The following is a 21,488-nucleotide window of genomic DNA, read 5'->3' as shown; positions in this document are numbered from 1 at the left end:
TTGGCGTCATACCATAACTTTGCAAATGTCATTCGTAAATTCGACCGGATCATGGATCGGCAGCCCTTCAATCAGAAGCGCCTGATTGTAGAGAAGATTTGTGTATAATGCAAGCTTTTCCCGATCTTGTCCGTGCGCGTTCTTTAACGTCTCAAACACTTCGTGATTCGGGTTGATTTCCAGCACTTTTTCCGCTTTGACCTGCTGGCTGTCAGGCATAGCATTCAACACTTTTTCCATTTCGATCGTCACTTCGCCGTCTGTCGCAAAACAGACCGGATGAGATTTTAAACGTTTCGACGCTCTGACGTTCTTTACTTTATCCGCAAGAATCTCTTTCATGCTTTCGAACAGGTCTTTATATTCGTTCTCTTCGGCTTCAGTCTGCTTTTCATCCTCATCACTGTCGATGCCTAAGTCGGCGCTTGATACGGATTTGAACTCTTTTTCCTCATAGCTTGTCAGCATTTTGATCGCGAATTCATCAATATCTTCCGTGAAATATAAAATTTCGTAGCCTTTGTCCGCCACCATTTCAGTTTGCGGCAGCTTTTCAATCCGCTCATATGAATCGCCGGACGCGTAATAGATATATTTTTGATCCTCAGGCATTCTGGACACATATTCGTCCAGAGTGACGAGCTTTTTCTCCTTAGATGAATAGAAGAGAAGCAGATCTTTTAATACGTCTTTATTCGCGCCGAAATCATTATAGACGCCGAATTTCAGCTGTCTGCCGAAAGATTCATAGAAAGATTCGTATTTTTCTCTTTTGTTCTTCAGCAGGCTCTTCAGCTCGGCTTTGATTTTTTTATTGATGTTTTTCGCAATCAGCTTCAGCTGGCGGTCGTGCTGCAGCATCTCTCTGGAAATGTTCAGCGACAGATCCTCAGAATCCACCATGCCTTTTACAAAGCTGAAATGGTCCGGAAGCAGGTCGGCGCATTTGTTCATGATCAGCACGCCGTTGGAATACAGCTCCAATCCTTTTTCGAATTCCTTCGTATAATAGTCAAACGGCATGTTTTCCGGAATAAACAAAATCGAATTGTAGCGCACCGCTCCATCGACGCTGATATGCACATGGGTCAGCGGTTTATCAAAGCCGTAATGCTTCTCGGCGTAAAAAGCCTCGTAATCCTCATCTGTCAGCTCGCTTTTGTTTTTTCTCCAGATCGGCACCATGCTGTTGACCGTCTGTTCTTCCTGAACTTCTTCAAATTCGTTCTCGCTGCCCTCTTTCGGCTTGTTGACCGTCTCTTCCATTTTGATCGGGTAGCGGATAAAATCAGAGTACTTTTTCACGATCGCTTTGATGCGGTAGTTTTCTAAAAACTCATCATAGCTTTCATCTTCCGTGTTTTCTTTTATTTGTAGGGTGATTTCCGTACCGACGGTTTCCTTGTCACACGGCGCGATCGTGTAGCCGGCGGCCCCTTCCGACTCCCATACATACGCCTCGTCACTGCCGAGCGCCTTACTTTTCACCGTGACTTTATCAGCCACCATAAACGCCGCATAAAATCCGACGCCGAACTGGCCGATAATGTCATGGCCGTCTTTCGAGTCATTTTCTTGCTTGAAAGCGAGTGAACCGCTTTTCGCAATTGTGCCGAGATGCTGTTCAAGCTCGTCTTTTGTCATCCCGATACCGGTGTCTGTGACGGTGAGCGTTCTCGCTTCTTTGTCCGCCGTCACTTTTATGTAGTAATTGTCTTGATCAAACGTTAATGAATCATCGGTTAACGCCTTGTAATAGATTTTGTCAATCGCATCGCTCGCGTTGGAAATTAACTCGCGGAGAAAAATTTCCTTCTGCGTGTAAATGGAGTTAATCATCATGTCCAGCAATCGCTTGGATTCTGCTTTAAACTTTTTTTTCCGCACTTCAGATCTCTCCTTTAATTATGCTTTGATGTTATGTAAAATCTTTTCAGCATCTATTTATCATATACAGTGACAATTGTCAACTAGGATTAGCAGATGCATATATTGTAAATTTAACATGTTAATGGATTCATTTCACCCATTTTATCAATAAAAAAGAGAGAATGTCTCCTCTCTGCTTCTTTCCGGCGGCCGAATTCCTTCTTCATCCATATGTATGACGGGTAGAAAAACAAACTAAATAAGATAAGAGATCCCAAGTTTCGCAAAGACTCATGCAGAACATTTCTTACAGTGAGAGGAAATGTGATGTCCTGAAATAGAATAGAGATAACGGTGTAAATCACAAATCCCATAGGAACAATGGCATAACAATAAAACGCTATCTCCTTCTTATGCTGTATCTCCAAAATATGTAAACCTCCCAATGATGTATATACATAATATTAACATATTTAATAGGTATTTAGAAACAGACCTCCGTATGTTTATCCCCCTATTCAGCGGGAACAGATATAAAAAAAGGAGGAATCGCAATATGGGAAGATTAACAGACAAAACCGCAATCATCACAGGGGCCGCGACAGGCATCGGACAAGCGACGGCACGGGTTTTCGCCGATGAAGGCGCCCGCGTGATCTGCGGTGACATCAATGAAAGCGAACTGAATGAAACCGTCAGCGCTATCAGAAAAAACGGCGGAGAAGCAGAAGCCTTTCACCTTGATGTATCAGACGAAGAAAACGTAAAGTCTTTTGCGGATGGCATTCAGCAAAAGTACGGAACAATTGATATTCTGTTTAACAATGCTGGTGTTGACCAAGAGGGCGGAAAAGTCCATGAATACCCGGTCGACCTGTTTGACCGGATCATCGCCGTCGATCTGCGCGGCACATTTCTTTGCAGCAAATACCTGATTCCGCTCATGCTCGAAAAAGGAGGCTCCATCATCAACACCTCCTCCATGTCCGGCCGGGCCGCAGACCTTGACCGCTCAGGCTATAACGCCGCAAAAGGCGGAATCACGAACCTGACGAGAGCGATGGCCATTGATTACGCCAGAAGCGGAATCCGCGTCAATTCCTTATCGCCGGGGACGATTGAAACGCCGCTCATTGATAAATTGGCAGGCACGACAGAAGACGAAATGGGCGAAGCGTTCCGTGAAGCCAACAAATGGATCACGCCGCTCGGCCGGCTCGGAAAACCGGAAGAAATGGCAGCCGTCGCGCTCTTCCTCGCTTCAGACGACAGTTCTTACGTCACGGGAGAAGACATCACCGCAGACGGCGGCATCATGGCATACACTTGGCCGGGAAAAATGCTGATTGATAAGAAGTGGAAGGAAGAGACGGAGTGACGGCGAAAAAGAAACAAGCCAGTGCAAAAACACTGGCTGAACAAGCTGAGGGCGGGTTACTTAAACCAGCCCTTTTCCTTTGATCGGGTAATGGCTTCAATTCGATTTTTCACTTCTAATTTATCCAGGATCATCGAAACGTAATTGCGGACTGTGCCGCTTTTGATGCTGAGGGCGTTTGCGATTTCTTTCGTGTTTTTCCCGTCTGCGACAAGCTCGAGCACCTCTTTTTCCCGTTCGGTCAGCGGGTTTTCTTCACTATAGATGTCCTCCATTAATTCAGGTGCGTAGACGCGTCTTCCTTTCATGACGCTGCGGATGGCGCTGACGAGCTCATCGCTCGGGCTGTCCTTGAGCATGTACCCGCTGACGCCTGCTTTTAGCGCCCGCTGAAAATAGCCGGAGCGGGCAAAGGTCGTCAAAATGATGATTTTCACACCGCTGTCCTTGAGTTCTTCTGCCGCTTCAAGACCTGATTTCCCGGGCATTTCGATATCCATCAGACAGATGTCGGGCGCATGTTTTTCCACGAAATCGATGGCATCCTGGCCGCTTGTGCCTTTACCGACAACCGTCATATCCTCTTCTAAATTCAACAGCGAACCGAGTGCGCCGAGCAGCATTTGCTGATCCTCGGCAATGAAGATGTTGATCATCTGCTACCATCCTTTTCTTTTGATTTTGAATCATTCGGGATTCTCATGGTCAGCTTTGTTCCGGCGGCTGTATCGATGGCTAAACTGCCGTTTGCGAATTCAAGACGTTCCCTCATTCCAAGCAGGCCGTGCCCCTTTGAAAAAAAGCGGTCTTCTTTGCATTGAAAGCTGCCGTCATCTTCTACCGTAATGACAACCTCTTTCCAAAGCTGCTGAATGGTGATGCGGCATACTTTGGCGCCGCTGTGTTTCACGACATTGGTGACGGCTTCTTTAATGCACATGCTGACGATGTTTTCGTTCAGCAAAGAGATATGTTTGGGCGCTTCTTTTTCTTCATACACAAAATCAATTCCTGCCGCTTCAAGAATTTGCCGAACATTGCCGAGCTCATCCTTCAATCGGATGCCTTTCATCGACGAGACAATTTGTCTGACCTCATTTAAGGAGGTGCGGGCCGTCTGCTGCACGCTTTTCAGCTCAGTGCGGGCCTGTTCAGGGTCCTTGTATATCAGCTTTCGGGCGAGGTCGCTTTTCAATCCGATTAAGGAGAGCTTTTGTCCAAGTGTATCGTGAAGGTCCCGGGCAATGCGCTGCCTTTCTTCCAGCTTCACAAGATCGGCGATTCGCTCATTTGCATATTCTAATTTCTCCTCAAGGCGCTCCCGTGCCTTTCTGCTTCGAATGCTGAGCGGGAGCAGGATGGCACTGATCAGAGTGATGACGATAAACGGAATTTGTGTCAAAAACCACCCTTTTTTCAGAACAAGGCTGAAGTTGACGGCAACCGCCGCACTGATGATATGAATGTAATATAAGATGTAAAAAGGAACTTTGTCTCGGATATGGCCGATGAAGTAGGCGATAAAGAAGGCGAAGTAAATATAGCTGAACAGCATAACTGAGCCGGTCGAAATGCCGATCAGAAGAAGCGCCCATAAGTAAAGCGGCCAGCCTTTTGCAACAAATGCGAAGCGGTATGCGCCAAAGAAAACAAGTGTGAAAATGATGCCGGCCACGATGACAAAGGTAGAAGAGCTTTTAAAAATAAAATAAAAAGGCAAGATGAAAAAAATCATCCATATATAAGGAGAAATCCCGTTCAGTTTTTGAAATTTAAAATATTTCTTCATCCTTATTCCACCTTCTGCTGCTTGTGTCTACCATCACTTTATCAAAACACCGCCTTCATTGCATCCTCACGCATGAAGAGAAGGCCCTTTCTGATAAGAGAAAGAGCCGCGCGCCATATCAGGCATTTTTCTTCAAAGGTTCTTTCGGCACCGGATGGGGCGCCGGTTTTTTCCGCGCCTCCCGAAAGGTGACAAATTGCTTTTCGTCCTCATCCCACAGACGGAATTTCATGGATTCAAGACTTGTTTTAAGCGTAATGGTCGGCACGTTTTTTAAAGGCTCGTGCCCCTCATGAGCGGCTTCCAGCTTGTAGTTCGGCACTTTCGGGCTTAAGTGGTGGACATGATGGTAGCCGATATTGCCTGTCAGCCATTGCAAAAGCTTCGGAAGCTTGTAAAAGGAGCTTCCTTCTACCGCGGCCTGCACATAGTCCCAATGCTCATCGGCTTCAAAATAAGAATCCTCAAACGTGTGCTGAACATAAAAGAGCCAGACGCCGATTGACCCCGAAATAAGGAAAATCGGACCTTGAACAAGCAAAAAGTTTTCCCAGCCGACAAGCAGGCACGTCGCAGCAGCCAATAAGACAATCGCCGCGTTCGTGAAATAGGTGTTCCAGCGCTCCTTGCGGCGGGCGCCTTTTACATTGAAACGGTTTTGAATCAGAAATACGTAAATCGGGCCGAGAATAAACATAATAAACGGATTGCGATAAAGTCTGTAGCGTACTTTTGTCCAAGCTGACGCTTCGTTGTATTCCTTGACGGTCATCATCCAAATATCGCCGGTGCCCCGTTTATCTAAGTTGCTGCTTGTCGCATGATGAATGGAGTGGCTACGCTGCCATTGAAGGAACGGAAACAGTGTCAGCACACCTGAAATAAACCCGAACAGCCGGTTCAGTTTCTTTTGTTTGAAAAAGGATTGGTGGCAGCAGTCGTGGAAAATAATAAAGATTCTTGTCAAAAATCCCGCTGCTATAACAGTAAAGGCGAGGGTCAGAAGATAGGAGACATTGAGGCTGAAGTAAGCAAGAAACCAAAGGGCAAAAAACGGCACAAACGTGTTGAAAAGCTGATTGACACTATGCTTTGTATCGGCACCGGAAAATGCAGCAACCTGCTTTTTTAAAGATGCTTGTTTTTGAGTTGCGGCGTGATTGGTCATGAATGTCATATCCCCTTTTTTTTATTATGATTCCAAGTATACCGAGGCGCTCGCGGCGGTTGTAGTAGCAGCCATCATGCCCCGAATATGACATTTGTCATGTTTGGCGGCAGAATGCTGATCAGGCGGCATATGGAAGGTATCTTTTTTATGAGGGATAAAGCCGGACACTTCATATCGGCACTTCTCAATGAAAACAGCAAAAAAGAACCCGGCCTGTTTTCGGCTGAGTTCTTTTTCATCATCCTCACAGCAAAATCACCCGATACTTCTTTACATCCAAAAACTGCAGAAACTCCCGGGCCAGCATGTCCGGCGCGTGGTCTTTTCCTTCATGAAGACGATATTGAATCAAGCCGGCGAGCATGGACGCGACATAATATGCATAGAGTTTTTTGCCCGCCTGAATGTGCAGAGGCTGATGAAGATAAAACGATTGCAGCGCTCTGAACATTTCCGGAATGACGTCAGGCACTCCGGAGCCCTCTCTCAGAAAATGGACGAGCGGCAGGCCTTCCGACAGTGCCGAAAAGAGACGGACGAGCGCGGCTTCCGCTTCTTCCATGGAGCAATCGGCAGGCTCTCCTTTTACCGTCAATAATCCGATCAGATCCCGGCATGATTGATGGATGATCGTTTTCAGCAATGCTTCTTTGTTGGCGTAATGGTCATAAAAAGTGGCACGGCGGAGGTTGCTTTGACGGGCAATATCGGAAATCGTAATCGCCGCGTATTCTTTTTTTTCCGCCATTAAGCCGATCATGGCTTCTTGCAAGGCCTGCCTCGTCCTTGTCACCCGGCGGTCGGCGGGCTTTTTTTCTTCTTGTTCCGGCACCCGGCGGCCGAACAGCCAGTAAAACCGTTTTTGAGAAATCAAATCCCACACCTGTCCGCTGATCGCTTCCGGGGATGCCCCGGGCTCCTCATTCAGCCAGTACAACACAATGGCATACGTGTATAAAGCGCGGTAATGAATGTACATATCCTGTTCAGTCGGTGAGAAATCCGCATTGACCGGTGACAGCAGCACATCATGCCGGAACACATCTTTTAAAAAAGCATGAAAGTGAAAATAGGGCATTTTATTGCGATCCATCATCGTTTGGAAAAACACCCGATGCCGGTCAACAAAAGACAGGGTCGGATGCACTTTTTGCCATCCGCCATGTAAATGAAGCACATCTTTATTCTTCAGTGAATCATACAGCGCTTCGCTCAGCCCGTCTTTCATTTCTTCCTCTATATCCTCTAAAATCGCATATTTATCTTCGTAATAAAGGTACAGTGTCCCCCGGCTCACACGCGCCCGTTCGGCGATGTCCTTCATGGTCACACGGCGGATATCCCGCTCTCCAAGCATGGCCAAAAGCGCTTGTTTGATGTCAGTTGTCACAGAATCCGGCATAAGAGACACTCCTTTCATTAGACAGATCACCGCAATTTGTACGGTAACGTATAGATGTGTTTACGCTGTCTTTGCCGCAAAAACACACCACATTATAATAGGCCCTGAAGAAACAAAAAAGCAACCAGAGGAGGAAGACCGATGGATCAGCATATAAAAGCAGACATCAAACGCGTCTTTGAGCTTCAGAAAAAAAATCAAAAAACGCTGCGTGCTTCAACAGCCGGGCAGCGCAGAGAAAAGCTTCAGCGCTTTTTAGATGCCGTCACCGCACATGAAGAAGAAATCATTGAGGCAATCAGACGGGACGTCCGCAAGCCTTATCAGGAGGTGAAAAGAGCGGAAACGCAGGGAACGATCAAGGCGATTAAAGATAATATGAACAATCTCGACACCTGGATGGCGCCGAAACGCGTCGGCTCATCCGTCAGCCCCGACGCTGACGGCGTATTAATGTATGAGCCAAAAGGCGTCACCTTAATTCTCGGCCCATGGAATTATCCGTTTATGCTGACGATGGCTCCGCTTGCGGCTGCCATTGCGGCCGGCAACAGTGCGATTGTGAAGCTGTCCGATTTTACGATGGAGACGAGCCATATCGCCGCGACAGTTATTCGCGAGGCATTTCACGAAGAAGAAGTCGCCATTTTTGAAGGTGAGGTCGATGTCGCCACAGAACTGCTCGACCAGCCGTTTGACCACATTTTCTTCACCGGAAGCACGAATGTCGGTAAAATCGTCATGACGGCAGCGGCGAAGCACTTGTCGTCCGTCACGCTTGAGCTTGGCGGAAAAAGCCCGACGATCATCGACAGCGACTATGATTTAATGGACGCGGCGAAAAAAATCGCCGTCGGCAAATTTGTCAATGCGGGGCAAACATGTATCGCACCTGACTATCTCCTTATGAAGAAAGAAGTGCAGAACACCTTTACAGATCTCCTGCAAACCATTGTCAATGCAGGTTTTATGGAGGATGATCATACGGTTGACCGCAACAAATTCACGCAGATTGTCAACGACCGCAACTTTAACCGTGTCAAAGCCCTGTATGATGACGCCATTGAAAAAGGGGCGAAGACGGCGTTCGGCGGCGTATTCGATGCGCATGACCGCACGATTTCTCCGACCGTGCTGACAAACGTCACGCCTGATATGAAGATCATGCAGGAAGAAATCTTCGCACCGATTCTGCCGATTATGAATTACGAAGATATCAGTGAAGCCGTTGATTACATCACTGAACGGGACAAGCCGCTTGCCTTGTATGTATTCAGCCATAATCAGGAGCAGATCGATTATGTGCTGCAGCATACGACATCCGGCAATGCTTCTGTCAATGATGTCGTCGTTCATTTCACTGACGTCAACCTTCCGTTCGGCGGTGTCAATACGAGCGGGATCGGTTCATATCACGGTGTGTACGGCTTTAAAGAATTTTCTCATGAAAAAGGCGTATTTATTCAAGCCTCTAAATAAAAAAAGAATCCGCGCAGATGACGCGGATTCTTTTTTATTATTTTTTTGCCCCGAATGCGAGCAGTTTCGTATAAGTGCCGACGTAAAGCGTGCCGTCTTCAGCCAGAACCGGGGAGGAAATGACATTGCTGTCTGTTTGATAGCGCCATTTTTCATTACCGTCAGCGTCAACCGCATAGACATTTTTATCGTCAGAACCGAAGTACACATTGCCGTCCGCATCAATCAGCGGCGCCGTTCTCACAGGCCCGTCCGTATAGAAAGACCAGTTCATATTGCCGGTTTTGCTGATGGAAAACAGCTCGCCGCTTCCGGAACCGATATACACATTGCCGTTATGGTCGATCGCTAATGAAGAGCTGGAGAAACCGTTTAACGGGAACGTCCACTTTACAGCACCCGTTGATGTATAGGCGTATAAGTTGCCGTCCTGGTTTCCGGCGTAAACGGTGCCGTCTCTATCAATAACCGGATAGCCTTTAAACCCGTTGGACGTCGTTTTTGACCATTTCACTTGGCCCGTTCCGGAATTAATTGCGTAAAAGATATTATTGTACGTTGCCGTATATAGCGTGCCGTTTGACGCTAACACGGGAGCGGAGCCGACCACGCCGTTTGTTTTAAACTTCCACTTTTGCGTCCATGTCGAAGGCGACGTCGGTTTAATCGCATAGATATAGTTATCCAGCGTCGACACATACAGCGTGCCGTCAGAGCCGATAGCCGCATCGGAACTAGGCGCTCCGCTCAGCGGAACCGATGTTAAAATGTTTCCGGTTTCTTTGTCGATGAAATATAGTTTTTTATCGTGAGAAGGAAGATAAATGACACCGTTTGTTCCGAGCACCGGAGTCAGCGTATAGGTCGTCCCGAGGTTTTCCGTCACCCATTTCACAGTACCGTCCGGATGATACGCCGTCAGCTTCCCGTCTTTTGATTGAATAAATACGGTGCCGTCCCCGTCAACCGCGGCGCCCGCACCGTTTTGAGGATTGGCCGGAACATTCTTTTCCCATTTTAACGCGCCATCGGCAGTGCTTGTAAACCGGCTTTCTCTTGACCAGTTGAACATCGTCGGAGACATCGCCTGCGCGTCATACCGTCCCGCCAAGAAACCGGATGCCGCATGATTTTGTTTAAATACCGTTTCCGCAGCTTGAGCAGCCGCCGGATGCAGCCATTTTGCCCCCGGCAGATCAGAAACCGCTCCCACAGATAAAGCCGCAGCAACCGCAGCGCCGGCCGCCAATGTTTTCATTCGCAATGAAGCTGTCTTTTTTTTCAATGTTAGTTCCTCCCGTTTCTATTAAAAGCTGCTATATCACTTCGATCATACCATAATTAACCTATGAAATATTTGTATTTTCGGCAGATTTATAGAACAAATGTCACATAGCCTGCTGATGCTTCGGGGATGATCGAAACGCGGCAATATACCACACCACATTGACGATAAAAGCCGCGCCTGACCAAACGAGAAGGCCGTAATAAAGAGACAGCTCCTGTTCCGAAGAAGTTACGACCAATAACGTTACCAAAAAGACAGCCGCGCAAATGAGAAGCCCGATTCCGCAAAAAACGGCCATGATGATTTTCATGACACGAACACCGAGAATATACATAATGAGCGGGACCGCATATATAAAAAGGATCTGACCGACGGCGGCCCACATGCCCGCGGAATTAAAACGATTCGCGTTCGGCCCCGTTTCTGCAAACGGAGAAAGCGAGCCGATGACCGGCAATAAACAAAACAGCAGAGCGGAAAGCAAGGTCATCGCAACCGCACCTTTTTTCTTTTGATTCATGTGAATATCCTCCTGACAATAACCCGGCTTTTTTACCGGTAATCTGATAATATGTTATATTTTAGCACGATATTTAGTTACTTTGAGAATGTTTTGTTAAAAACGAATTTACAAATCCAGAAAAATAGATATAATAAACGTTATGGAACCGATATTGATTCATAAAGCGCTATCTAACAAAACACGAAGTGATATTATGACGTGGCTTAAACACCCGGAAGACCATTTTGATGAAAGACCTTATCTTGATCAGGGACTCAGTTTCCGCACCGGAATTTGCGTCGGTGATATTCAGGCAAAGTCGGGGCTTGCGCAGTCCGTCATCTCCAGCTACCTGCTGACCATGCAAAAAGCCGGCCTGCTGGAATCTGAACGAATCGGGAAGTGGACCTATTACAGAAGGAATGAAAAACAAATTAAAGCCTTTGCTGACTATGTTCAGCACCAGCTATAACCATGAAAGGAGGGCTTTTTTTGTTCTAACATATCTATTTTTCTGTATATGTAGTTATAAAAGGAGGTATACATAACAATGAAAAAAAGCAGTTCCATCTTCATTCTATTTTTGGCCCTAGGGGTTTTCGGGATTATTACGACCGAGATGGGCATCATCGGGGTTCTTCCGCAAGTGGCGGACAGATTTCAAATTACCGCTTCAAAAGCGGGGTGGCTTGTCAGTATTTTCGCATTCATCGTCGCTGTGTCGGGGCCGTTTTTGACCTTGCTTGCTTCAGGCATAAACCGGAAAGTCATTCTGCTTTTGGCGGTGCTGATGTTTGCCGTTTCAAATGCGGTCTACGCGTATACGGCGCATTTCAGTGTCATGCTGGCGTTTCGGATCATTCCGGCTTTATGCCACCCGGTGTTCTTTTCTGTAGGGCTTGCGGCCGCGGCCCGGCTTGTCCCCGCCGGCCAATCCGGAAAAGCCGTAACGAAAGTCTTTTCAGGCATCACCGCCGGCTTTGCGTTCGGCGTGCCTTTCACGTCTTATCTGGCGGAGCGTCTCTCCCTTGAAGCCGCCTTCTTATTCGGCGCTATCATCAGTCTCATCGCATTCACGGGCATTCTTCTCTTTTTGCCATCCATGCCGGTCACAGAAAAAATGTCTTTCAGAAGTCAGCTCGGCATCCTTCGCAAACTGGCTTTGTGGCTCAATATCGCTGCCGTCACCTGTCTCTTTGCGGCCATGTTTTCTGTCTACAGCTATTTTGCGGAGTACCTCGGACGGGTGTCCCATATGAACGGCACATGGGTCAGCTTCATGCTGATGAGCTTCGGAGTGATTATGATAGCCGGGAATTTCGTCTTCGGCGCTTTGTTATATAAAAATATGAAAAAGACCGTCATCCTGTTTCCGCTTCTTTATACAGCCGCCTACTTGCTCATATACGGGTTTGGGACGTCTTTCGCGCCGATGGCCGTCCTCGTCTTCGTATGGGGCGCCGTTCATTCCGGCGGTCTCATTGTCAGCCAGACATGGCTTACTGCGGAAGCAAAGGAGGCGCCCGAATTCGGCAACAGCCTGTTTGTCTCTTTTTCCAACCTCGGCATCACCATCGGAACGGCGGCGGGCGGCTGGTTTATTTCACATTTGGGAATCCATCAGCTGATGTGGTGCGGCATCATGTTTGCCCTTCTGGCTTTCGGGCTGATCATGGGACGCTTGGCATGGGGAAAGAGGCTGCTCGCAGAAGCTTAAGCTCCGTTGCAAAATCCGGAATGATTACGTATAATATTCCAGATTAAAACAAGGGAGAGAAAAAGATACATGGAAAGACCGGCAGGATTTTGGATTCGGTTTCTGGCTTACGTCATTGATCAAATCATCATAGGAATTCCGATTTTTATCATTCAATTTATGGTCTCTTTTTTATTTGCGGCAGGCGTTGCGGCGGCTGACCCCTTCATGACCGAAAATCAGTTTAACATCTCTTTTCTGGTGTTCGGCGTCATCCCGATTCTTGCGAGCTCTTTTGTGATCAGTATCTTATATTTCAGCCTGCTCACGGCCTCAAAGATGCAGGGGACACTGGGAAAAGCATTGCTCGGCCTTAAGGTCGTCAATGAGGATGGCGGACGGATATCCATCGGCCAGGCCTTCGGACGCGCTTTCGCATATATCATATCTAAGCTCATTCTTTATATCGGTTTCATCATGGGCGCCTTCGGAGAGAAAAAAACGCTGCACGACATCATGTGCAGCACCCGTGTTGTCTATAAATAATGTCCCCAAGTCCGGGCCTTTTGAGCCCGGGCTTTTTTATGACGGCTGTGCCCGCCTGATGTCAATGCCGCCCTTTCCGTCAGCCTCAATGCGGATCGTCCCGTTCACAATAACAGACAGCGGATGGAACTCCGCATGCTGATCAGAAAAAATCCAGCGGCGGCCGCTCGGCCCTAAAAGCAAAAACGCCCCATCATTGTAATCACCCATAAAATGAAACCCGTTTTCCCTAAGAGGCGCATGCTTTCTCACCGGAATGCCGAAACGCTGCAGCTTTCTCCCGGTTGATACGACTTCGGCAGCCGTCAGATTCACCTCGCCGATATTCAGAACGGACTCAATCGAAAAATGTTCCGCGCTTGGCGGCGATGTTTCTCTCGCGATGAATTCCGCCAGATTGTTGGACGGATCTTTAAAATAAAAGGAACGCGCATGAATATGAGAGAAATACACCTCATCCTCCCCATCTTCCGTTTGAAAAACGACTTTATCCTTTATCCACGCCTTCGCCTCATCAAAACGATTATTCGGAATGTTAAACGCGAAATGATACGTCGGATGAGAGTGAGAATCGGCGCGCCTGAATTCCAACTCACTTTCTCCCGCCTTGATGGTAAACGAATCACCGGACTCATCAATTAAAGGAAAACCTAACACCCGTTCATAGAAGTGTTTCGTCTCCTCCAACGCACAACTGTACAAAGTAATGTGATTTATTTGCATGATCATACCCCCTTTGGTTTATACTGCCATATAGAAGGGTTGATTCCTACTGTTTCGATTCACCAATTGAGAATCCCCCTTTCGCCCGGCGCTACACATGACAAACAGCGCCAAACCGCTTATACCAGGCGTTTTTAAACATCTAAAGCAAAAAAAGCAGAAAATAATACCCCATATAGCTTGACAAAAAATAAATGTTATTTAATAATCTATATATAATTAGAATTATTATTGAAAGATAAAGTGAATGCTTTGTCTTTTTAATATATTTCAAATCACATTTCAGGAGGAAGATATTATGTCTTTAATCGGAAAAGAAGTACTGCCATTCGAAGCAAAAGCTTTCAAAAACGGTGAATTCATCGATGTAACAAACGAAGATTTGAAAGGTCAATGGAGCGTTTTCTGCTTCTACCCAGCGGATTTCTCTTTCGTTTGCCCGACTGAACTTGAAGATCTTCAAGGACAATACGCTGCACTGAAAGAATTAGGTGTTGAAGTATACTCTGTTTCTACAGATACTCACTTCGTACACAAAGGCTGGCATGACAGCTCTGAAAAAATCGGCAAAATCACTTACGCAATGATCGGTGACCCATCTCAAACGATCTCCCGCAACTTCGACGTTCTTGACGAAGAAACTGGTCTTGCTGACCGCGGAACATTCATCATCGATCCTGATGGCGTTATCCAAACAGTTGAAATCAATGCAGGCGGTATCGGCCGTGACGCAAGCAACCTTGTAAACAAAGTAAAAGCAGCTCAATACGTTCGTCAAAACCCAGGTGAAGTCTGCCCGGCTAAATGGGAAGAAGGCGGCGAAACACTTACACCTAGCCTTGATTTGGTAGGTAAAATCTAAGGAGTGCATTCCATTGGTACTTGATGCAAATATCAAAGCACAATTAAATCAATACATGCAGCTAATTGAGAACGACATTGTTCTCAAAGTAAGCGCCGGTGACGATGACACTTCTAAGGACATGCTGGCTCTCGTTAACGAGCTGGCTTCCATGTCATCTAAAATTTCAGTTGAAAAAACTGAATTAAACAGAACACCGAGCTTCAGCGTTAATCGTACCGGAGAAGACACAGGCGTTACATTCGCCGGTGTTCCTCTCGGCCACGAATTTACATCATTAGTGCTGGCATTGCTTCAAGTCAGCGGCAGAGCGCCTAAGGCTGATCAAAAGGTCATTGACCAGATTAAGAACATCAGCGGAGAATACCGCTTTGAATCTTATATCAGCCTGACGTGCCACAACTGCCCTGATGTCGTCCAAGCATTAAACATGATGAGCGTGCTCAACCCGAATATCACTCATACAATGATTGACGGCGCGGCATTCAAAGAAGAAGTAGAAAGCAAAAACATCATGGCTGTTCCGACTGTTTTCTTAAACGGTGAATCTTTCGGAAGCGGCCGTATGACCATCGAAGAGATTCTCGCAAAAATGGGCAGCGGCGCAGATGCGTCTGAGTTTGCCGACAAAGAGCCGTTTGACGTTCTTGTTGTCGGCGGCGGACCTGCCGGCGCAAGCGCGGCCATCTACACGGCGCGTAAAGGCATCCGCACCGGTGTCGTCGCTGAACGCTTCGGCGGCCAGGTACTCGACACCATGAGCATCGAAAACTTCATCAGCGTCAAAGCGACTGAAGGACCGAAGCTCGCTGCAAGCCTTGAAGAGCACGTGAAAGATTATGATATTGACGTCATGAACCTTCAGCGCGCGAAACGCCTTGAGAAAAAAGACCTCTTCGAACTTGAACTCGAAAACGGCGCTGTACTGAAAAGTAAAACAGTGATCCTTTCAACAGGTGCCCGCTGGCGCAATGTCAACGTACCTGGTGAGCAAGAGTTCAAAAACAAAGGTGTTGCATACTGCCCGCACTGTGACGGACCATTGTTCGAAGGCAAAGACGTAGCCGTTATCGGCGGCGGAAACTCCGGAATCGAAGCGGCGATTGACCTTGCAGGTATCGTCAATCACGTGACTGTGCTGGAATTCGCGCCTGAACTGAAAGCAGACGAAGTCCTGCAAAAACGTCTTTACAGCCTGCCAAACGTCACTGTGCACAAAAATGCACAAACGAAAGAAATCACAGGCGACCAAAACGTAAACGGTATTACGTTCGTTGACCGTGAAACAGGCGAAGAAAAACACGTTGAACTCCAAGGTGTATTCGTCCAAATCGGCCTCGTGCCTAATACAGAATGGTTAGACGAAACGGTCGAACGCAACCGCATCGGCGAAATCATCGTTGATAAGAGCGGCGCGACAAGCGTTCCCGGCCTATTTGCCGCAGGGGACTGCACAGACGGCCCGTACAACCAAATCATTATCTCCATGGGATCAGGTGCAACTGCCGCTTTAGGCGCATTTGATTATTTGATCCGGAATTAATGTGAAAGCCGCCATATGAATGGCGGCTTTTTTAAATATACTAATTAAGAAGGCAGTATTTCCTCTAAACAATCCTCGCTGATTTTATAAGATTTTGGCCTTCTGCTTACCAGCTCAACAAATCCTTGCTGTTCTAAATAATCCATTACTCTGTTAATTTTATGTCTCGATTTATTTGAGAGCTCCATTAAATCTTGCACCGACAGCGTAACCTGATCATTTACAAATACATTAATCGTGATAATGATATTAAAAATATCACGTTCATCTTTATAATCAGCCCATTGATCGCTATCAATATAGTTCCTAATTCGTTTCAGTTTCATTAAATTAAATTCAAGATCCTCAATAATTCCTTTTTGTCCTGACAGAAGCAATTCCAGCATATCCATTAAATAAAAAGTCAACTCTCCCCGGTTTAAAGGTGCGGGAATTTCCTCTAATGCCTTATAATACTTATCTTTATTCTTATTAACTGCGTAAGAAAAAGTGATGGCTGAATATTTTTCTAAGTATCGGGACAAATAACTCCCAACGATAAGGCGTGCTGTTCTTCCATTGCCGTCATAAAAAGGATGAATGTATTCATAGTAGTAATGAGCTGTCATGTAACGATACAGCTGGGGATGTGTTTCATCGTGAAGATAAGCAATTAAAGCCTCAAGCGCTTCTGTTATCTTCTGTTCAGAATTAACGCCGATATGGGTGGTCATGTTCCCATCGTTCACTTCAACATAGCCTTTTCTGAATAGCTCACCATCCGGCGCATCTTCTGCTCCGATTTCATCTGCGACCAGCTCGTCATATAATTCCCTAAAGTCATGAATGCTTGTAAACGACGGAATTCGGTCTATAAATTGATATGTTTTCATCAATCCGACAAACCGCTTATGTGAGGGCTCGGATTGTTCTAACGCTTTAAGAGCCTCTTTCAATTCTTTTTTTGTACTGCGGATTCCTTCAATTTCATTATTACTCTGTGCTTCATTAATAATTAATTTATCAAAATAAGGTTTGACGGCAAATTCGGGGAGCTGACTGATAAGGGATGAAATTTTGGAACTGTTTAACAACACTTCATTATTCAGCTTCATGAGTTTATGTGTATTCACATAAAATAGCTCAAATGAATCGTCCGTGGGTCGGCCTTTTCGGAACCCCCGTATGTTTAATGATGTTGAATAACTGCCATAGCTGCTTGTTCTCTTTTTAAATTCTTTCTCATATGAATCAGCATCCATTTTATAAAAAAGCTTAGATAACTTCTCATACTTCATATCATCACCTCGCTTAATTTAAAATTATACACTTTTTTAAATTATACAATCATTATAGCCTGATTTCTAACAAATATTCTCGCTTTCCAATCAAAACAAAAAACGGCATACTGCATGGCAGTACACCGTCTGAAGCAATTCAATCTGTCTTTCTCCCTCTCGCCCGATAGATAAGAAATAATCCAATAAACCACAGCGGCGTCAGCAGCAAAGCCGGGCGCGTTACATCCGCAAACAGCATAATCACCAGAATGACGGCAAACAGCGCCAGCACGGCGTAATTGATAAACGGCGCAAACGGCGCCTTGAAAGACGAGCTTGCATGTAAGTCCGGACGGGTTTTCCTGTATCTGATATGACAGACAAGAATCACGCCCCACACCCAAATGAAACAAATCGCGCTGATGGTGGTCACGATGCCAAAAGCCGCTTCCGGTATCAATTTGCTTAAAAGAGCGCCAGCTGACAGCACAATAACCGATATCCATAATGCGCGGCTCGGCACATGATTTTTATTCAGCTTCGCAAAACTTGCAGGCGCTTGTTTCGTTTTGCTTAAGTTATACAAAATCCGGCTTGTTGAAAACATCCCGCTGTTACAAGCAGAAGCGGCAGACGTTAATACGACAAAATTAATGATTCCCGCGGCTAACGGGATGCCGACCAGGCTGAAGGTCTTTACAAAAGGACTTTCCGCCGCATTCAGCTGCATCCACGGATTAATACATAAAAGAATGAGCAATGCCCCGACGTAGAAAAATAAAATCCGCAATGGAATTTTATTGATAGCGGACGGAATATTTTTTTTCGGATTTGACGTTTCCGCCGCCGACACACCCACTAATTCCACACCGACATAGGCGAAGATCACCATCTGGAACGAAAGCAAAAAGCCTGAAAATCCGTTCGGAAACAAGCCGCCGTGCTCCCACAGATTCGCCGCTGAAACCGTTCCGGTATGCGTTTTGAACCCAATCACCAGCAGAACCACCCCGATGACAATTAACGCGAGAATCGTGACTACCTTAATTAAGGCGAACCAAAACTCCAATTCTCCAAAAATCTTAACCGTTAACAGATTAAGCCCTAATAAAATGAGCAAACAGATAAGTGCCGGAATCCACTGCGGAATATCAAACCAATATTTCACATACACACCGACGGCGATCACATCCGCCATAGCCGTCATAATCCAGCAAAACCAGTAGGTCCAGCCGGTGACAAACGCTGCACGCGGCCCTAAATACGCCTCGGCAATATCCGTTAATGATTGGTAGCCCGCTTTAGATAACAGCAGTTCTCCCAGCGCCCGCATGACGAAAAAAAGCGCAATACCTACAATAAAATACGCAAAGATGATAGAAGGACCCGCCAGCTGAATCGCCTTACCAGACCCTAAAAACAATCCGGTGCCGATCGTGCCGCCAATGGCGATCAGCTGCACGTGCCGATTCGATAAGTCCCTCTTTAGCTCTCGCTGCTCCACATCTGACTCCTCCTTACCTCTCTAGTGAACGACGAGCAAAAAAAGCCAATAAAAAAAGAGATTGGATGCCCTCCAATCTCATGGTCATAAGAATATCAAATTATATCTGCGCCGCTGACAATCAACAGCATGACAAATACATATTCGGTACTCTTCTGTCCTTTTGCCTGAGATTGTGAACCCTTCGGCGCCGCGGAAAACCCGCGGTCTCTCCAGAAGCCGCTCCTGCTGTAGTTCGACCCACAGCAATCATAGCCTGCTACGTATTGAGTTTCTGATAGAAACACCTATCAGCTAACTTTTTATTTTAATGGAAGTTGAATGCATTGTCAATAGAGGGATGAGCTGCACGGCGTTATCCCGGTCCAATTTTTGATGCCTGAAGCGCGTATTTTCCGTTTTCATTGTATCAAAAAGGCGTTATGCGGTACTATCATATAAGGTCTAATCATTTAAACATTATGTCATACTTTAAATTCACTTTATCATACAATTGCTCGTAAATAAAAAGGGGATGGACGAGATTGGAAACGAAATATTTAGATCTGCTCGCACAAAAATACGATTGTGAAGAAAAAGTGGTCACGGAAATCATTAATCTGAAAGCGATACTGAACCTGCCGAAAGGAACCGAGCATTTCGTCAGTGATCTGCACGGGGAGTATCAGGCATTCCAGCACGTGCTGCGGAACGGTTCAGGAAGGGTAAAAGAGAAGATCCGCGATATTTTCAGCGGCGTCATTTACGATAGAGAAATTGATGAACTGGCGGCTTTGGTCTATTATCCTGAGGACAAACTGAAGCTGATCAAACATGACTTTGATACGAAAGAGGCATTAAACGAGTGGTATAAAGAAACGATTCACCGGATGATTAAGCTCGTTTCTTATTGTTCTTCCAAGTACACCCGCTCCAAATTGCGCAAAGCGCTGCCCGCCCAATTTGCTTATATTTCTGAAGAGCTGCTGTACAAAACAGAACAAGCCGCCAACAAAGAACAATACTATTCCGAAATCATAGAACAGATCATTGCGCTCGGCCAGGCCGATAAGCTGATCACCGGCCTTGCCTACAGCACGCAGCGTTTGGTGGTCGACCATCTGCATGTTGTCGGCGATATTTATGACCGCGGACCGCAGCCGGATAAGATCATGGAAGAACTGATCAACTATCATTCAGTGGATATTCAATGGGGGAATCATGATGTTCTCTGGATAGGCGCTTATTCCGGCTCAAAAGTATGCCTGGCAAACATTATCCGCATCTGTGCCCGCTATGACAATCTGGATATTATTGAAGACGTTTACGGCATCAATCTGAGACCGCTATTGAACCTTGCCGAAAAATATTACGATGATAACCCGTCTTTCCGCCCGAAAGCGGACGAAAACAGACCGGAAGATGAGATTAAACAAATCACAAAAATTCATCAGGCGATCGCGATGATCCAATTCAAGCTTGAGAGCCCGATTATTAAGAGACGGCCGAACTTTAATATGGAGGAACGGCTGTTACTGGAAAAGATCGATTATGACCGCAATGAAATCACGCTGAACGGAAAAACATATCAACTGGAAAACACCTGCTTTGCGACGGTGAATCCTAAACAGCCTGACGAGCTGTTAGAAGAAGAAGCAGAAGTCATGGACAAGCTGCTGTTCTCTGTTCAGAACTCCGAAAAGCTGGGCCGCCATATGAATTTTATGATGAAAAAAGGCAGCCTTTATTTAAAATATAACGGCAACCTGCTGATTCACGGCTGTATTCCCGTCGATGAAAACGGCAGCATGGAAACGATGATGATAGAGGATAAAGCTTATGCGGGCCGAGAGCTGCTCGATGTATTTGAACGGTTCTTACGGGAAGCGTTTGCCCATCCGGAAGAAACCGAAGATCTGGCGACAGATATGACTTGGTACTTATGGACAGGCGAATACTCTTCCCTCTTCGGAAAACGCGCCATGACAACCTTTGAGCGGTATTTCATTAAAGAGAAGGAAACGCATAAAGAAAAGAAAAACCCGTATTACTATTTGCGCGAAGACGAAGCAGCCTGCCGAAACATCCTGAAGGAATTCGGCCTTAATCCAGATCACGGCCATATCATCAACGGCCATACACCGGTAAAAGAAATCGAAGGCGAAGATCCGATCAAGGCAAACGGAAAAATGATCGTCATCGACGGCGGCTTCTCCAAAGCCTACCAATCCACAACAGGCATCGCCGGCTACACGCTCTTATACAACTCTTACGGCATGCAGCTCGTCGCCCATAAACACTTTAACTCCAAGGCCGAAGTGCTGAGCACCGGAACCGACGTCTTAACAGTGAAACGATTAGTCGACAAAGAGCTGGAGCGGAAGAAAGTGAAAGAAACAAACGTCGGTGAAGAACTGATGAAAGAAGTGGCGATTTTGGAGAAACTGCGAGAGTATCGGTATATGAAATGAAGAATGGAGTTCAGAGATGATTCTCTG

Annotated in this window: 19 protein-coding genes and 1 riboswitch; of the genes, 8 read left to right on the top strand and 11 right to left on the bottom strand. The window is 46.2% G+C overall.

Translation table 11 applies throughout. From position 1 onward, the window contains the following. Positions 1-6: 6 nt before the first annotated feature. A complete protein-coding gene (gene htpG / locus D5S11_RS10935; RefSeq protein ID WP_007407845.1) occupies positions 7-1,887 on the bottom strand; it encodes a molecular chaperone HtpG in 1,881 nt (626 codons plus the stop codon). A 113-nt stretch (positions 1,888-2,000) separates the two neighbouring features. Further along, positions 2,001-2,297, bottom strand: a complete 297-nt coding sequence (locus tag D5S11_RS20200) for a hypothetical protein (protein WP_007407846.1) — start codon at positions 2,295-2,297, stop codon at positions 2,001-2,003. 128 nt (positions 2,298-2,425) lie between these two features. Here D5S11_RS20200 and D5S11_RS10925 point away from each other — a divergent pair, with 128 nt between their 5' ends. After that, a complete protein-coding gene (locus D5S11_RS10925) occupies positions 2,426-3,247 on the top strand; it encodes an SDR family oxidoreductase (protein WP_007407847.1) in 822 nt (273 codons plus the stop codon). 56 nt (positions 3,248-3,303) lie between these two features. On the opposite strand, the gene D5S11_RS10920 is transcribed toward D5S11_RS10925, so the two are convergent. The 4 genes from D5S11_RS10920 to D5S11_RS10900 all read right to left on the bottom strand — a co-directional run bounded on the left by D5S11_RS10920 (position 3,304) and on the right by D5S11_RS10900 (position 7,609). Next, a complete protein-coding gene (locus D5S11_RS10920; RefSeq protein WP_007407848.1) occupies positions 3,304-3,903 on the bottom strand; it encodes a response regulator transcription factor in 600 nt (199 codons plus the stop codon). Beyond that, entirely contained in the window at positions 3,900-5,036 is a 1,137-nt protein-coding gene (locus tag D5S11_RS10915; RefSeq protein WP_007407849.1) for a sensor histidine kinase, read from the bottom strand. The genes D5S11_RS10920 and D5S11_RS10915 overlap by 4 nt, the downstream gene beginning before the upstream one ends. A gap of 118 nt (positions 5,037-5,154) precedes the next feature. Beyond that, a complete protein-coding gene (gene desA / locus D5S11_RS10910; RefSeq protein ID WP_012118854.1) occupies positions 5,155-6,204 on the bottom strand; it encodes a Delta(5) desaturase DesA in 1,050 nt (349 codons plus the stop codon). A gap of 247 nt (positions 6,205-6,451) precedes the next feature. Further along, positions 6,452-7,609 carry a TetR/AcrR family transcriptional regulator gene (locus D5S11_RS10900; protein WP_038460482.1) on the bottom strand — a complete coding sequence of 386 codons (1,158 nt, stop codon included), beginning with the start codon at positions 7,607-7,609 and terminating at the stop codon, positions 6,452-6,454. A gap of 141 nt (positions 7,610-7,750) precedes the next feature. Here D5S11_RS10900 and D5S11_RS10895 point away from each other — a divergent pair, with 141 nt between their 5' ends. Beyond that, on the top strand, positions 7,751-9,088 hold the full coding sequence (locus tag D5S11_RS10895; RefSeq protein WP_108725222.1) for an aldehyde dehydrogenase family protein: 1,338 nt from the start codon (positions 7,751-7,753) through the stop codon (positions 9,086-9,088). A 37-nt stretch (positions 9,089-9,125) separates the two neighbouring features. Here D5S11_RS10895 and D5S11_RS10890 read toward each other — a convergent pair whose 3' ends face one another. Together D5S11_RS10890 and D5S11_RS10885 are read right to left on the bottom strand one after the other, a co-directional pair. Then, the gene (locus tag D5S11_RS10890) at positions 9,126-10,346 is read right to left on the bottom strand and encodes an outer membrane protein assembly factor BamB family protein (protein WP_089072494.1); all 1,221 of its coding nucleotides are present in this window, start codon (positions 10,344-10,346) and stop codon (positions 9,126-9,128) included. A gap of 130 nt (positions 10,347-10,476) precedes the next feature. Continuing rightward, positions 10,477-10,896, bottom strand: a complete 420-nt coding sequence (locus D5S11_RS10885) for a DUF5391 family protein (RefSeq protein WP_038464489.1) — start codon at positions 10,894-10,896, stop codon at positions 10,477-10,479. Positions 10,897-11,038: 142 nt separating this feature from the next. On the opposite strand from D5S11_RS10885, the gene D5S11_RS10880 reads away from it, so the two are divergent. The 3 genes from D5S11_RS10880 (at position 11,039) to D5S11_RS10870 (ending at position 13,120) form a co-directional block, all read left to right on the top strand. Then, positions 11,039-11,350 (top strand): ArsR/SmtB family transcription factor, encoded by a 312-nt coding sequence (locus tag D5S11_RS10880; RefSeq protein ID WP_007407855.1) that lies wholly within the window; start codon positions 11,039-11,041, stop codon positions 11,348-11,350. A 78-nt stretch (positions 11,351-11,428) separates the two neighbouring features. After that, positions 11,429-12,595: an MFS transporter gene (locus tag D5S11_RS10875; protein ID WP_108725221.1), complete on the top strand. Its 1,167-nt coding sequence runs from the start codon at positions 11,429-11,431 to the stop codon at positions 12,593-12,595. Positions 12,596-12,664: 69 nt separating this feature from the next. Beyond that, entirely contained in the window at positions 12,665-13,120 is a 456-nt protein-coding gene (locus D5S11_RS10870; RefSeq protein ID WP_014419310.1) for an RDD family protein, read from the top strand. Positions 13,121-13,156: 36 nt separating this feature from the next. Here D5S11_RS10870 and D5S11_RS10865 read toward each other — a convergent pair whose 3' ends face one another. After that, on the bottom strand, positions 13,157-13,843 hold the full coding sequence (locus D5S11_RS10865; RefSeq protein WP_108725220.1) for a VOC family protein: 687 nt from the start codon (positions 13,841-13,843) through the stop codon (positions 13,157-13,159). A gap of 298 nt (positions 13,844-14,141) precedes the next feature. On the opposite strand from D5S11_RS10865, the gene ahpC reads away from it, so the two are divergent. Further along, a complete protein-coding gene (ahpC, locus tag D5S11_RS10860; protein ID WP_004393188.1) occupies positions 14,142-14,705 on the top strand; it encodes an alkyl hydroperoxide reductase subunit C in 564 nt (187 codons plus the stop codon). A gap of 13 nt (positions 14,706-14,718) precedes the next feature. Beyond that, on the top strand, positions 14,719-16,248 hold the full coding sequence (gene ahpF / locus D5S11_RS10855) for an alkyl hydroperoxide reductase subunit F (protein WP_025650071.1): 1,530 nt from the start codon (positions 14,719-14,721) through the stop codon (positions 16,246-16,248). Between the two features lie 44 nt (positions 16,249-16,292). Here the strand turns inward: ahpF and D5S11_RS10850 are convergent, their stop codons facing one another. Together D5S11_RS10850 and D5S11_RS10845 are read right to left on the bottom strand one after the other, a co-directional pair. After that, positions 16,293-17,525, bottom strand: a complete 1,233-nt coding sequence (locus D5S11_RS10850; RefSeq protein WP_108725219.1) for a Fic family protein — start codon at positions 17,523-17,525, stop codon at positions 16,293-16,295. Positions 17,526-17,664: 139 nt separating this feature from the next. Beyond that, positions 17,665-19,011 carry an amino acid permease gene (locus tag D5S11_RS10845; protein ID WP_017418527.1) on the bottom strand — a complete coding sequence of 449 codons (1,347 nt, stop codon included), beginning with the start codon at positions 19,009-19,011 and terminating at the stop codon, positions 17,665-17,667. A gap of 145 nt (positions 19,012-19,156) precedes the next feature. Then, positions 19,157-19,237, bottom strand: a riboswitch (glycine riboswitch). Between the two features lie 298 nt (positions 19,238-19,535). Here D5S11_RS10845 and fbp point away from each other — a divergent pair. Further along, positions 19,536-21,461, top strand: a complete 1,926-nt coding sequence (gene fbp / locus D5S11_RS10840; protein ID WP_108725218.1) for a fructose-1,6-bisphosphatase — start codon at positions 19,536-19,538, stop codon at positions 21,459-21,461. Positions 21,462-21,488: the final 27 nt, after the last annotated feature.

The organism is Bacillus sp. L75 (assembly GCF_003676355.1).
In the GTDB taxonomy this organism is placed as follows: Bacteria; Bacillota; Bacilli; order Bacillales; family Bacillaceae; genus Bacillus; species Bacillus velezensis.
Note: the sequence above shows the minus strand (reverse complement) of the source record. Positions and strands in the feature narration are given on the sequence as shown.